A 15308-nucleotide genomic window follows, 5' to 3' on the forward strand; every position below is an offset into this window, starting at 1 on the left:
ATGAACAGTATGTCTTACAAATGACAAAAGGCCCTGCATTTGCAAGACCTTGAGTCATTTAAACTAACCACTAACCTATAAACCTAAATTAACCATTTGAACTTTCTACTGTTTTATCCATCACCTGTTTCTCAACTGGTGTTTTGATTCTATTTCTTTTATGTCTCATTTGATTCCGTTTAGAATCTTTAATAGAGTCATTTATTCGATCTTTTTTATTGTGAGCAAGCTTATTTTTTAAAATTTCTCTTTGTTCGGGACTCAATAATTCTTGAAATTCCTTAAACTCGGCTTTCATTTCTTCCCTGCGAACTTGACGTTCATCCCTCATTTCTTTTCGTTTATTTTTCCATTTTTGTGCCTTATCTAATTGAAAAGCATAAACGTCTTTTTTCTGTTGATCGCTAAACTTCAACTCTTTATCCAATCTCTCCGTTTTTAATCTCGCAACTTGTTCGGGAGATTTATTTTTCATCTTTTGGTCACGAGAAGATCTTTTGTTTTTAACCTCTTTTCGTACCTCAGATTTTATATTCTTCGTCGAATCCTGAGCCATGCCAGAAATACTGAGGCCTACAAATAATGCTGCTAATGTTAGTATCTTTTTCATATTCATTGCTGTTTTTAAATATCTTTCAGTTGATTCATACATTCTTTGGAGCGAAAAAAAGTTCAATCGTTTAATTCGAAATATGTTAAACTTTTTAACAGTCTTAGTTTCATTTTAATCCTGTGTGCCGTCCATTTGGAAGAACAATCCTACCAATTGGGCGCTTACAGGATGGTTATCCAAATATCTTCTTTAAAAAAAGCCCGAATTCCGTAGTCATTCGAGCACCCTCACGCAGCAGGTTCCAATCTCTTGTAATGATCTCTCCGGTATCCAGAACCGTCCAGCGACGACGGCGGATATGTAGCGTAACTTTCTGGCCTCGAATGGGAAAGTCCGAAATCTCGGTGAAAGGCATAAAGCCCTTTGACTCCAACTTGCTGTTCTCATAGCCTGTCGGAGCAATATTAAGCTCATCTAAATAAATGTGGAGTTGATTGTCGACCTGATCGACTTCTAAAATCTGAAAGTATTCCAAAAGCCCTTCGGGCATCAATAGGGAGAGTAATTTACGTTCAGCTTCTTGCAAAGGATAATGCTAAACTAAGAAATTTTTGATATTCCCCCCAAGAATTCAGCTTGATCCGAATTCTGCTCGATCCGCTGTGAGTCCAAATTATCTGTTAATAGAAAACCCTCTCTACATATTGTAAAGAGGGCTTTTGTACCCAGGGCCGGGATCGAACCGGCACGAATTGCTTCATTGGTGTTTGAGACCAACGCGTCTACCAATTCCGCCACCTGGGCATTCCCTAGAGAACGTTGCAAATATAGTAGTTCTAATGAATTAATCAAAAATAATATTCTGTGGGAAAGTAAAGTCATTGATTTTTAAGCTTTTTATTTTTTTTCAATTTATTTTGAATCATAAAATTTAATATCATCAAGATTTGATCGCTATTGTATTAAACCATTTTATTATGATTCCCTCTTATATCTAACAGATCTCAGAACTATAAATCCAACAAATGTTAAAAATGGCTGGCTACCAAAAATATATGCATTACTTATTTCTATTGGTTTGATTTGAATGTTAATCCTATAACATCCCCTTGGTTGCACTCTACCTAAGCAAGCCACAATATCGTCCTTTTTATTCTCAGATATAGCGAATCCATAGGCTACACTAGTGTTTTTACAATTCAGAACATTGACAATATAATTTCGGAATTGCGGATCCGTTGCTAACAAACGTCTAGTAGTATTCACCAGTGAGTCAGGCTGAAAAGTAAGATCATTTTCAAATCTGATCTGATACTCGTTTTTTGCCATCCTTAACACCGGGAGTACTCTTGATATACTGTCTGCCGACTGCAAGAGCAGCTCATGTCCGATCCGACGAAGCAGAACTTCCGTTCTAGCGGTGTCAAAATCGCTTCTCAACTTCATACTAAAAGCCACGGATATTATGGAAATGAATAAGGTTAATATCGAACCGAATAAATACCTATATTTCCCAATGAAGGAATTTCTGCAACCAAACATAATATTGAGATTTATTTACAAAGTTTACATTTTTATTTACAATAAAAATTCCTTATACAAGAATAGAGCAAAGTAATTTAGCCAAATGAGTTTAAAATATTTATTCATCACTTTGAAATTAATGAGGTTTCAACGTCAATCTCATTTTATCGATATGATTAATCTTCTTAGAAAGAAGATCTCTTTTATAGACGTAGAAAAACTAAAAGAAGGTTTTTATAGCTTGATCCTAAAAGCGAATCTTTTAGAACCCTGGGAGTCTGGTTTTTTTTTAAGTTTACTAAAATATGATATAAATAATAGAAGCAAAATGAAGAAATATAACCGCAATCTCTCTCTGTTTATAATACTGGTTTTAATCACTTCTTGCACAGGACGAAAAAAAGTAGACCACTCAAGTGAAAGTATTAAGTCTCAAACCGAAAAAATTGAGACATCAAATGGACCAGAAACGATTGTTCGCAATATCAAACAAGACCGTAAGGGCAATATTTGGATTGCTTCATGGGATGGCGTCTTTCGGTATGATGGAAAATCTTTTACTAATGTTACCAGGGAAGTAAGTTCCGCTAGATTTTTCTCAGTTTTAGAAGATAAAAAAGGGAATTTTTGGTTTTCTTCCATCGGTTCGGGTGTTTATTATTATGACGGCAAGTCTTTTTCTAATTTCACAAGCAAGAATGGACTCGCTAACGATAAAGCAACCCAAATTTACGAAGATAAGCTAGGTAATATTTGGTTCTGTACGGAAGGAGGAGTGAGCCAATACGATGGAAAATCGTTTCGAAACTTCACAACAAAAGACGGATTACCAAGTAATAATGTTCATTCCATAATTCAAGATAAATTCGGAAAATTTTGGTTTGGCACGGAAGAAGGTATTTGCATTTATGATGGAAAAACATTTATTTCTTTCACGCCTGAGGGGAGATTTTTTAAAAATGTGCGATGTATAATTGAAGATAAAGAAGGTAATGTTTGGATCGGCGGGAACGACGGTCTCTGGCGCAGTAAAGGGGGTGTACTGACGAAATACACGCAAAATTTTATTGGTTATATTTACGAAGATAAAAATGGAAACATCTGGACGAGCTCGAACAATTATAAGTCGAAAAATTTCAGAAAACACTTAAAAACTAATAATTACCAAAATTCTTGGACCCTTTCCCGTTATCTTCTCAAGTCATTTTCCAAAAACAATAGAAATCCTGAAGTAATAAAAACAAATGAAGACATGATTTTTGGAATTCTGGAAGCAAATGATGGAAGTATTTGGTTTGGATCCTTAGATGGGGTGCACCGATATGATAAAAATACCATTTCCAAGCTCGAAAGTAAAAATGACTCCAGTATAATGCTTAAAAATAGCTTGCTTGAAGACGAGTAAAGCTATCCCGATAAAATAAAGGTGATGTTATAAATAATATGCGATGACATATGAATAATGTATCGCATATTATGATAAATCAGACGAAAGATCAAAGTCTTAACCGATAATTCTAACCTAACTCTTTGGCCCTTTAACAAGTTAATAAACTTGGTTACTATTTACTAGATTAGAACATTTTTTGTTATTTTCTAGGTTTAGAGCTCATCACAAATTGCAATTCACCACCTAAGGAAATCATAGAATGCTTTATTTTATAATCATTCAGCTCTTTACCATTCCAAAAGACTTTACTTACGTACACATTTTTCTCAGACTGATTCTTCGCTATCACTTTCAATTCTTTGCCATTTTCCAATTGAATTTTCGCGGTCTTCACCAACGGGCTTCCTAACCAATAATCATCTGAACCGGGGGCCACAGGGTAAAAACCTAAAGAAGAAAACAAATACCATGCAGACATTTGACCGCAATCATCATTTCCACCCAATCCGTCTGCCCCATTATTATATTGATTACGAATGATTTGTCTTATCCGTTCTTGAGCCTTCCATGGACTTTTGGTCATATTGTATAAATAAGCCACATGATGAGAAGGTTCATTGCCATGAACGTAATTCCCAATGATTCCTTCTCTAGTGATATCTTCTGTATTTGCAAAATATTTATCAGGCAAATGCATCGTGAAAAGCGAATCCAAATAGATTTCAAATCGCTTCGCTCCCCCCATAACCTCCATCATTTCCAAGGGCTGATGAGGCACATATAAGGAATAATTCCAAGTATTTCCTTCTATAAATCCTTGTCCATGAGTTTCGAGAACATCAAATTCTTCTCTAAATTCTCCTTTACTATTTTTGGGACGCATAAAACCTATCTTCTCATCATAAAGATTTTTCCAAGATTCAGCTCGCTTATTAAATACGATTGCAATGTCATTTTTCCCTAACTTGGTTGCCAATTGCGCAATACACCAATCATCGTAGGCATATTCTAACGTATTTGATACTGAGGTTCCATTTACATCATCAGGTACATATCCCAAATCAATATAAGCTCCTATTCCTTCATACCTTCTAGTATTTGCAGTTTGGACGCAGGCATTCAATGCCTCCTCAGGATCCCCTTTATAAACACCTTTTATAATGGCGTCCACTATCACTGATACTGAATGGTATCCACTCATACACCAATTATCGTTTGCATAATGAGACCATATGGGCAACATCTTTAACACTGATTGATTGTAATGAGCCAACATTGAGGAAACCATATCTGAATTTCGATTCGGATCAACTAAATTTAACCAAGGATGAAATGCTCTAAATGTATCCCATAATGAGAATGAAGTATAATTTGTAAATCCCTTGGCAACATGAACCTCCTGATCCAGACCTTTATATTCTCCATTTGCATCCATATAAAGGGTTGGCATTAAATTGGCATGATATACGGAAGTATAAAAATTCACTAAATCTTCATTGTTCAACATATCGACTTGGATCTTACCCAATTCGTTTTCCCATGCTTTTTTTCCTTTGTCAACTACTTTTTGAAAATCCCAATCCGGTGTCTCCACATTCATGTTTTCCAAAGCATTTTTCATACTAACCGGACTAATAGCGACTTTCATCATAATCTGTTCATTTTCCTCCGTATCAAAATCAAGATTCATTTTGATGTTATGAGCGGCTAAATCAGGAAAATTATCCTTTTGATCAAATTTTCTCCAGAACCCCTTATATGGAACATCCTTATCTGCGTATTGTGATCCATAACTTTTAAATGGTTTGGATGTTTTAATCGCAAAATAAACTGTCCGAGTTCTCGACCATCCGTTGGTCTGCCGGTATCCTGTGATTGTTGAGTCATTCAAAACTCTCACAACAGTCCAGACATTTTTTCCTTCATAATTGTAAATACCAGCGGTTAAATCTAAAATTAAATGCGAAAGATTTGATTTCGAGAAAGTATAGCGATGTACGCCTACTCTATTTGTTGTGGTCAATTCGGCAAGAATCTGATGTTCATCAAGTTTTACCCTATAATAATTGGCTTCAGCAACTTCATTATCATGACTATAGAGAGATCTATATCCATTTTCCGGATGCTCGGCAGTACCCGGATTTAGTTGCACTTCACCTTGTGTCGGCATCACTAGAATATCACCTAAATCTGAATGTCCTGTTCCTGAAAAATGTGTGTGAGAAAATCCTACTATGGTTGGATCAGTATACTGATAACCAGCACAGTATTTATAGACATCTCCGTTATATTTCCCATTGACTGCGTAAGGAATAGTATCTGTATCTGGACTTAACTGTACTGCACCAAAAGGCACTGTAGCACCAGGAAAAGTATGTCCCATTTTTGCTGTTCCGATTAAAGGCTTAACATATTGAGTAAGTGGAACCTGGGAGATACCTAGGAATGGTAACATTGTTAATAAAAATAGTTTTCCGATTTTAAAATAACGCATAATCTTCATTTTTAAATGGTTGGGTTGCTAGCGTATTCTGACCAAAGAGTATCAATTGACTTACCGGTTACTTCTTCCCAAAAATCCTCTGAGTAAGACTTTTCACGCATAGCTTTGTCTAATTTCAAAACGAAATTTTTCTTTACATTTTTTTCAATCCAATGAAAAAATCGCGCTGTAACTCTGTATGAATCAGAATACTTTTGTTTCTCATTAAATTCAGGTAATTTCCAGTTGCCTTGTTCATTCGCCACTCCATATTTGAACCGGATGTAGTCTGCTATTCCTTCTGTAACCCACCATGGACCGGAATTATTAGGATAAGCTTGAACAATATGCATAACCTCATGCGTTACGACATCGATGTCCTTTGGATTTTTCGAAAACCAACTTGGACTGTAACGGACAATCCCTCCTGCCGTCGCGGCAACCCCTTTATAATCAGGATCGATTACAAAAGTTACTTCCTTCCTTGATCCTTTATTAAATTTCTTCACTAGTTTCGGATAATTCTGAAAATAAGTTGAAATTAATTCTTTTTTCAGGAGATCATTAAAGTCCTTATCCTTGTTAATCCATATTAGTGTAAATCCTTTTTTCACTATCGTATCGATCTCGATAGCAACCTTTCGGTCATCATTTGTGTGCTCCCAACTTTGGGCATGAAGTGTTAAATCAGTTAACACCGCCATAGAAATTAGTAATAATAATCTAGTTGTTCTTTTCATCTTTTTAGGTATATAAGTATGTTTGCATTTTTTTGGCTATTCGCAAAACGGAATCCTACTTTAAATGCTTACTAAAACGTTAATGTTATTTCAAATATCGAAAAAATCATTTTAATCCAAGCACAGTTGCCCTGCAAATATTGAATAAATCTGATTCTGAATTTCAGATCAATTCTAACCTGCAGGATTTAAAAGAGGGACAAGTCATTGCTTGGTGCTCAAAAAAATGTTACATCAAAAAATTAAGGTTGGAAATTTTGGATCGTGTGACTTTCTTACTCTCAATGAATCCGCTGAATGAATTGATAGATTAAGAAAATTTTTACTTTATGATTTTCATACAAATGAAATCTAATTACCCGAATTAAGAAAAAAAATGTTGCAAAAAAAGATTTTCATATTATATTTGCCTTTGTTTATAATTAGTCTAAATAAAATTTGAGTAAAATTCTATCCATCTAGACTAAAAACAAAAGAGCGCCATGCAGAAGACTGTAATCTTTGCATGACGCAAAATCTAATATTAGCTGTAACTAATATTAGTTGATCATAACAGCAAGCTGCCATGATCACCTTTACCACACTGTTAGTATGAAAGGACCTGCAAGATAAAAAATTATAGGCATACTATTCCTATAACAAAATACAATGCGGTCCTTTCCTAAACAGTTAATGGATTAAATAGTCATTTAACATTAACAAATATGAAAATCGTAATTAAAGCAATTCAGATTACCCCTCCTCACACATCCTCAAGAAGGTATACATTCCTATATTTTCGACAGCATTAACTCATTCAAGTTATCGTGCACAATTGACATTAAAAACAGAATTTAATTCATCGGTTCTATCTCATGAACCATAATTTTTAAACTATTACCTATTAAAAAATGAAAAACCTTACTCTCCTATTTATATTATCCTTATTGACTTCATTCAGTTATGCTCAAACGGGAATAATTCGGGGGCGCATTCAAACAGAAAAAAACCGTCCCGCTAAAAATGTATTAGTATCCTTAAATACTGGACAGAAACTTCAGGTTGATTCTCTTGGCCGGTATGAATTCAGAAATTTATCAGCTCAAACCTATGTGGTAAGAGCAAAACATGTCGGATTTACTTCCCAAGCCATCAATCTAGTCCTGAAGGATGGAGAAATAAGAACTTTAGATTTTATACTACAAGAAAGTAAAAATAATATCAAAGAGGTTCTAGTAAATGGATATAAAGGAGCGGTTGAACAAAAGGTATCAAGTAGTTTACGTGTACAAACTCCTTTGATTGAATTACCTCAAAATATACAAATCATCAATTCTGAAATTCTCAACAAACAGCAATCTTTCAATTTAGCGGATGGTTTATTTAGAAATGTCAGTGGTATAAGCAGGCAAACTCATTGGAATGATTTATACGTCAATATAAAAATGAGGGGGTCAAAAATACAAGCTTTCCGAAATGGGATGAATATTGTAGCTTCAAATTGGGGTCCGTTGTCAGAAGATATGGCCATGGTTGAACGTGTTGAATTTGTAAAGGGACCTGCGGGATTCATGATGTCCAGCGGAGATCCAGCAGGAATTTATAACGTCGTAACTAAAAAACCAACAGGAGAACAAAAAGGTGTCGCCACATTCTCTTTAGGTAGTTTTGACTTATACAGAACAACACTCGACTTGGATGGTAGACTTTCTAATAATGGAAAACTACTATACAGGTTAAATATAGCTGGAAGTTCTAACGCATCTTTCAGACCAAATGAAGATTCCAAAAGACTCGTTATTGCACCTGTTATATCCTACCAATTGGATGACAAAACCAAGGCAATTTTTGAATACACATACCAACATGCTAAAATGACTGATATTGGTTCAGCCTATTTGTTTTCACCATTTGGTTTTAAAAAATTACCTCGTGATTTCACCTTTTCTTCGCCCGGTCACGAACCATTAAATATTGATGATCAGAGTTTATTTATATCTCTCGAACATGAATTTTCTTCCAATTGGAAATTGACAGCTCAAGGTTCATATTTCAATTATGATCAAATCGGTGCTAGCAGCTGGCCAAAAGATGTCTTCCCCAACGGTAAAATAATTAGAAAGACAGATATATGGGACGCACATAGTGAAATGCAATTGGGGCAACTCTTTCTTAATGGTCAGTTTAACACGGGCACTATCAAACACAAAATACTGGCCGGGCTAGATCTAGGTAAAAAAGAATATTTTGCTGATTGGAATACTGGAATTGAATTAGACAGTATAAATGGAGAATTTGATCCCTATAACCCAGATTATCGTTTTGATACCCATGATTTATCCTTTGACAGATCAATAGATCTTCGAACAAGGGCGTTTTTAGGAGGAGGTTTAATGAATACCTCATATTCTTCGATTTATATTCAAGACGAATTAGCTTTGCTTAGGAATAAACTTCGTTTGACCTTGGCAGCTCGCTATACTTCAATGTCCGTTGGTACTTGGGGAGACCCTGCTATTAATAGTAAAAAGATTACACCCAGACTTGGGCTTTCATTCTCCATAGATAAAAATACCAGCCTTTACGGTCTTTATGATCAAGCCTTTTTGCCACAAAGAGAAGGAAATCTTCACGATGGCGGTCAAATCAAACCCATTACAGGGGACAATATCGAATTCGGTGCCAAAAAAAACTGGGCCGATGGAAAATGGAATACTTCATTGGCTTTTTATAAAATCACCAAAAATCATGAACTAACTTCATATGGGCCCAGACCGGAAGATGTTGTTGAAATTGGTCAGAAAAAAATTCAAGGGGTAGAATTTGATTTAAAAGGTGAAATTTTCAAAGGATTAAATATGATTGCAAACTATGCTTATACTGATGGAAAAATATCAAAGGTGAATGAAGGGGTCAATACTGAGGACAAAATTAGTTTTTATAAAGGACAACGTTTAGCAGGCTCAGACATGCATATCTTTAATATCTGGTTAAATTATGAACTACAATTTTCTGCTTTGAGGGGTTTAGGTGTAATGGCTGGAATCAATAGTAACATAGATCGTGCAACAGGGAGTTATTCCAATGAACTTCCCGAAAGAAATATTGAAGATTATTATCGCTTTGATGCAGGCCTAAATTACCATAAGGATAATTGGTATACTAATTTAAATGTTCAAAATTTAATGGACAGATATCTAATAGAAGGAGGCGGAATGAGTAGTTTCCCCTCAAGTAAAGTATACTCATGGCAAGCAGGGGCGCCCAGAAACTTCAAATTAACAGTAGGCTATAAATTTTAATTAACGAAAAACTAAGATTTTAAACATTCAATAACACCCAATTAGCTCACAGCAAACAATTTGTTTCGGTCTTGAACATAACGCTTAAGGATTGATGAAAAATCAAGTGCTGATCTGAAAAATCTTAAAACGCTAAATAAGTGATGATTATTTATCCCATATTTCTTTAATTATGCTGATGTGGGCTCTTGATTCTAGGTTTACTATAGTTGGAACATTCATCAATCTTGAGCCCGCTTTTAAAAAATTTGATTATGTATAGTTTACTATTGATCCCTCTAACTTTTGCGACTCTTTTGTTCTATTCTAGCAGCAAAAAAAATAGAACAAAAACAAACGCCAACAGGCTGCAATATTTGATTGGTTATCCAAAATTCACTAAATACCTAGCAATAAGTCTCGTAATAGTCACCTTCTTCATTATGTTGAGTCAATTGGGTTTTGGAGCGTGCTTCTTTTCATTACTTTTTTACACCATGGGCATACTAAGTCTTATCGTTTTGTTATCCCCATATGGCGTAATCAGTTGGCCTAATTTATCGATCATCTTCCTTTTATTTTTATGTATTGAACTCATTCTTTCTAACCATTAAAAAATTGACATGCCAGCTAATAAAAAATATTTAAGTAGTCCAACACAACGTTTTTTGAAAATCACAGCAGGGTTCATAGGCGGATATATGGTCATGCTATCATTTCATTTATTATTTACTTACATCTTTGAAAAACAGAACGTAATCATCACTGCGTATCTTACCGGATACATATTATGGTCTATACTGTTACTACTAGCTTTTTTAGCCAAAAATGGTTGGAAAATCTGGGGAATCTACCTTTCATTAACTATCATTTTTTCCTTACCCCACCTGTTGAAATAGTTAAAATACAATGAATATTAGAAACTACAATATCTATTTTAATACCCACACCATCAGTGGAATAATTATATGCGCGCTTTTATATGTAATTTTTTTCGCTGGATCATTTTCATTTTTCAAGGAGGAGATATCAGCTTGGCAAACGAATACATCCTATTATAATAAAAATGTTTCCTTTACTGATTTTGATAAACTTTTAGACTCTTTAGATGAAAAAGACAATTTGCATGGAAGAGATATTCTTTTTTCTATGCAAAGGAACGAAGCAAGTGCCTATATAAGCATCACGGCATCTAAAGATTCCTTACTAAATAAAGAAAACTTAGAAAAAAAAAGCTCTGTTGCAGCAAAACTTAAGAAAAGAGGTAATAGATCAAAAGAAGAGGATTCAAAGTACTTCAATTACAACTTTATAAACAATAAATCCGGTGATTATGCCAGTAATTATGACATGGGTGAATTTCTTTATCGATTGCATTTTTTGGCTCAATTAAATCAAGTACCACTGAAATTAGGATTTGCTCCTTTTGGCTATTTAATCGCTGGATTAACTTCATTTCTTTTCCTTTTTGCCTTAATTACTGGTCTTCTGCTTCATTGGGATAAATTAATTTCGAACTTTTTTATTTTTCGTCCCTTTAGCAAATGGAAAACAGTTTGGACAGACATGCACACGGTCTTAGGTGTTATCGGATTTCCATACCAATTTATTTATGCGGTAACCGGTGTTTTTCTGATCTTGAATACAGTTTTAGCCTTGCCGTTTGAAAAATTATTCTACCCCAATAATCCTCAGAAAATGTATCAAGATTTAGGATATTCAGACGCGTCAAATTTCGAGTATTCTTACCTTCCTCTTAATCAGAAAATCCAACTCGCTCCATTCTTAAAAACAGCAAAACAAAAATGGCCGAATTCGGAATTCAGAAGGATTGCTATTCAGAACTATGGAGACCAGAACATGCATGTCATTCTTGAGCTTGAGCCACATTTTAGCAAGAATTTTTCAGGTTCTGGTCTCCAAATAATTCGAACCAAAGATCAGAAGATTTTAAAAGAAAAATCGCCCATAATAAACCCATCCTATGTAAATTATATGAGAAGTATATTGTATAGATTGCATTTCGGAGATTTTGGTGGATACCCTCTAAAAATTGTATATTTTATCTTGGGAATAATGGGTTGCCTAGTCATAACATCAGGCATCATGATCTGGTTAGTGGCTAGAAATAAAAATAATATTGAGGCTAAAAAAAGAAAATTTAATTTTTGGTTAGCTAACGTTTATTTAGCGATATGTCTCTCCATGTTTCCAGTAACCGCTTTTACCTTCATTGCGATCAAAATAAGTCCATCGGTCACCCAATCCTTTATTTATAAAGCTTACTTCTGGTCATGGTTAATTATGGTCGCATATTTTGTGATACGTCGGAATTTAAATCGAACCAATAGAGAAAGTTTATTCCTAGGAAGTTTACTCTCCTTTATTATTCCTATTGCGAATGGGTTCGCAACTAATAACTGGCTATGGAAGAGCTTATTGAATACGCATATCGATATTTTTATCATCGATTTTTTATGGATATGTATTGGATTTATTGGAATGATAGCCTACTTTAAGTCAAAAAAATATTTTGCATTAGTAACTGATGGATCTAATTTAAAAAATAAGTCTTAAAATAAATATAAGCGCATTTGCATTAAACAAGTGCGAATGTGCTTTAAATCATTATTATTTCTCTAATAAAAATATATAGACCAATAATAAGAATCAAATAACCAAACGATACCTTAAGAAATTTATTAGAAATTCTTTCCACGAAATAAAAGCCAATTAAGATTCCAACCAACACCGCAGCAGTATACGATAACAATATGGTCCAATCAAAATCTATTATTTTTTCACGGTCTCCCAATATTCCAAAAAATGAATTTATTGTAATAATGATAAGTGAGGTCGCAACAGCTTTTCGAATCGGCAAGTGGTAGAAATTTATTAAGGCAGGTATTATTAGAAATCCGCCTCCTGCACCTACTAATCCTGTAATTAAACCAACCAACGAACCTTGTAATAGAATAATTTCAATGGGTATTTTAAAACTCTTATGTGGAACTTCCAAATCTTGTTTAGAGGAGCGGATCATACTGAAGGACGAGATAACCATGATGGATGAAAATAGAATCATCAAGGCCACACGTTGATCAATTGCATAACCAGCTATGTGAATAATTTCAGGAACTAACGGTAAAATATAAGATCTGGTAATAAAGACAACTATTAAAGACGGAACACCAAAACTTAACACCTTAGGTAAATCAGCTTCCTTTTTTATAATACCTCTGAATCCGCCAACAAAAGAACTTATACCTATTGCAAACAAAGAATAGGTAGTTGCTAGAACAGGATCAACCCCCATGATATACACCAAAATAGGAACAGTAAGTATCGTTCCTCCACTCCCAATTAAACCTAAAGTGAGCCCTACTAAAATAGCCAAAATACAGCCTATGATGATCATAGTGAATAACTACAGTTTTTGATATCCATTTTATCTTCCAAAAACTTAAAATTAATTAAATAAATGGCATAATTAGAAAATCCAACTAGGAAGGCACATATTTAGCAAAAAAGATAGAAACGAAAGGCACCTCCTTTTTACAGATCAAAGCCAAAACAGAATCAGACGATCTTTCCAATTAGCTTTTACTAATTATTTTTACACTCATCTGTAATTAATGTTATTCAATAACTGTCGAGTCGATGGTGGTAGAATCCAATTTGATAACCTCCTCATCTGGTGCATTTAAATTATATCGTTGCGGGTCATTTCCTTCGACTTCTGTCGGAGCAGCCTCTACATCTTTGGTTGAATTGTCGTTATTATTACAACTAAACTGAAGGAACAACCCTAAGGCAACTAATGCATTTATAAAAATCTTTAGTTTACTCATTTTCTATGTATTTAGTCCAATCATACAACCAATGGCGCAACATATTGTTTTAATTGAATAAAAAAACCTACTTTTCAAGAGAAAAGCAGGTTTCAATTTAGGTTATAAAATGGAGATAATATTATAATTTCTCGCCGTGTTGCGAAATGTCTAAACCAACTTCTTCGTCCGCATGAGATACGCGTAGAGGAGTTATCAAATCTGTCAGTTTCAATAGAATAAAGGCTACCGCAAGTGTAAAAACACTTGCTCCAATAAGACCGATTAAATGCGCATTAAACAAAGTCCACTCCCCAAAAAATAAGCCATTGTCAGGAATTGCAGAGTTAATCTGCTTAGAGGCAAAAACTCCGGTCAATAACATCCCGACCATTCCTCCAACTCCATGGCTAGGGAAAACATCCAAAGTATCGTCAAGCCGCGACCTGGTTCTCCATTCAATAACCAATCGACTTACCACAGCAGCAACCGCTCCAATAACCAAGGAATGTCCAAAAGTTACAAACCCAGCGGCCGGTGTGATGGCAACCAATCCAACAACTGCACCAATACAAACCCCAACAGCTGAGGGTTTAATTCCCTTTGCTGCATCAAAAAATATGTAGGTTAAGGCCCCTGCCCCAGAAGCAGTCGATGTAGTAATTAATGCAGTCACGGCTAATTCAGAGGCAGAAAATGCTGAACCTGCATTAAAACCTATCCAACCAAACCACAACATGCCTGTTCCTAATAAGACGTAAGTTATTCGTGCTGGGGTATGGTGATGGAATTCTTTACCTTGTCCTAAATAAATTGCAGATGCAAGAGCCGTTAATCCAGCCGACATATGTACAACTGTACCTCCTGCAAAGTCCAATACACCTAATTTCATCAACACACCATCAGGGTGCCAAGTGGCATGCGCTAAAGGAGCATATATAAACACAAAAAATAGACATATAAAAAGTACATAGGAAGTAAATCGTATTCGCTCTGCGAATGCTCCCGTGATAAGTGCAGGAGTAATAATGGCAAACTTAAGTTGATAAATAGCGAAAAGTGCAAATGGTATGGTTGGTGCACCATCCCATGGTGCTCTATCAAGAACTCCATTAAACATAAAGTATGTCATGGGATTTCCTATAATACCTCCAAGCGATTCTCCAAAAACTAAACTAAAGCCAAATACTACCCAAAGTACTGCAACTACTGCCATGCATATAAAACTTTGTAACATCGTGGAAATAACGTTCTTTTTTTTAACCATCCCACCATAAAAATAAGCTAATCCTGGTGTCATTATTAAAACCAAAGCGGTTGATGTAAGCATCCACGCTATATCTGCGTAATTATATTCATAATTTTGATTATCAAGAGGTGGGTTTGTAAACAACATAGCCATAATTACCACAAAACCCATCAAAATAATTGGTGAATACGACTTTTTACCAGATAGTACCATATTATATTTATATATTTCCATCAAAAATATGATTTTTATAAATATTTCAAAACATTTTAACAAAAAA

At 34.8% G+C, this 15308-nt stretch carries 11 protein-coding genes and 1 tRNA gene; 3 read left to right on the forward strand and 9 right to left on the reverse strand.

The window, feature by feature from the left end; translation table 11 throughout:
• Positions 1-88 precede the first annotated feature (88 nt).
• The 4 genes from AC6CHH_RS16185 to AC6CHH_RS16200 form a co-directional block, all read right to left on the reverse strand.
• Positions 89-610: a hypothetical protein gene (locus AC6CHH_RS16185; protein WP_498284753.1), complete on the reverse strand. Its 522-nt coding sequence runs from the start codon at positions 608-610 to the stop codon at positions 89-91.
• 175 nt (positions 611-785) lie between these two features.
• Positions 786-1139: an ISAon1 family transposase N-terminal region protein gene (locus AC6CHH_RS16190; RefSeq protein ID WP_498284754.1), complete on the reverse strand. Its 354-nt coding sequence runs from the start codon at positions 1137-1139 to the stop codon at positions 786-788.
• Positions 1140-1275: 136 nt separating this feature from the next.
• Positions 1276-1357 (reverse strand) — tRNA-Leu (locus AC6CHH_RS16195).
• Between the two features lie 171 nt (positions 1358-1528).
• Positions 1529-1999 carry a hypothetical protein gene (locus AC6CHH_RS16200; RefSeq protein WP_498284755.1) on the reverse strand — a complete coding sequence of 157 codons (471 nt, stop codon included), beginning with the start codon at positions 1997-1999 and terminating at the stop codon, positions 1529-1531.
• Between the two features lie 406 nt (positions 2000-2405).
• On the opposite strand from AC6CHH_RS16200, the gene AC6CHH_RS16205 reads away from it, so the two are divergent.
• Positions 2406-3482 carry a ligand-binding sensor domain-containing protein gene (locus tag AC6CHH_RS16205; RefSeq protein ID WP_498284756.1) on the forward strand — a complete coding sequence of 359 codons (1077 nt, stop codon included), beginning with the start codon at positions 2406-2408 and terminating at the stop codon, positions 3480-3482.
• 184 nt (positions 3483-3666) lie between these two features.
• Here the strand turns inward: AC6CHH_RS16205 and AC6CHH_RS16210 are convergent, their stop codons facing one another.
• Together AC6CHH_RS16210 and AC6CHH_RS16215 are read right to left on the reverse strand one after the other, a co-directional pair.
• Positions 3667-5970, reverse strand: a complete 2304-nt coding sequence (locus tag AC6CHH_RS16210) for a GH92 family glycosyl hydrolase (RefSeq protein WP_498284757.1) — start codon at positions 5968-5970, stop codon at positions 3667-3669.
• Positions 5971-5972: 2 nt separating this feature from the next.
• Positions 5973-6689, reverse strand: coding sequence for a basic secretory protein-like protein (locus AC6CHH_RS16215; RefSeq protein ID WP_498284758.1), 717 nt, complete (start codon positions 6687-6689; stop codon positions 5973-5975).
• A gap of 890 nt (positions 6690-7579) precedes the next feature.
• On the opposite strand from AC6CHH_RS16215, the gene AC6CHH_RS16220 reads away from it, so the two are divergent.
• On the forward strand, positions 7580-9970 hold the full coding sequence (locus AC6CHH_RS16220) for a TonB-dependent siderophore receptor (protein ID WP_498284759.1): 2391 nt from the start codon (positions 7580-7582) through the stop codon (positions 9968-9970).
• Between the two features lie 888 nt (positions 9971-10858).
• Positions 10859-12526: a PepSY-associated TM helix domain-containing protein gene (locus tag AC6CHH_RS16225; RefSeq protein ID WP_498284760.1), complete on the forward strand. Its 1668-nt coding sequence runs from the start codon at positions 10859-10861 to the stop codon at positions 12524-12526.
• A 43-nt stretch (positions 12527-12569) separates the two neighbouring features.
• Here the strand turns inward: AC6CHH_RS16225 and AC6CHH_RS16230 are convergent, their stop codons facing one another.
• The 3 genes from AC6CHH_RS16230 to AC6CHH_RS16240 form a co-directional block, all read right to left on the reverse strand.
• Positions 12570-13367: a sulfite exporter TauE/SafE family protein gene (locus AC6CHH_RS16230; RefSeq protein ID WP_498284761.1), complete on the reverse strand. Its 798-nt coding sequence runs from the start codon at positions 13365-13367 to the stop codon at positions 12570-12572.
• A gap of 220 nt (positions 13368-13587) precedes the next feature.
• Entirely contained in the window at positions 13588-13800 is a 213-nt protein-coding gene (locus AC6CHH_RS16235; protein WP_498284762.1) for a hypothetical protein, read from the reverse strand.
• Positions 13801-13921: 121 nt separating this feature from the next.
• Positions 13922-15181: an ammonium transporter gene (locus AC6CHH_RS16240; RefSeq protein WP_498284763.1), complete on the reverse strand. Its 1260-nt coding sequence runs from the start codon at positions 15179-15181 to the stop codon at positions 13922-13924.
• Positions 15182-15308 lie beyond the last annotated feature (127 nt).

This window comes from Sphingobacterium sp. GQ94, assembly GCF_059758715.1.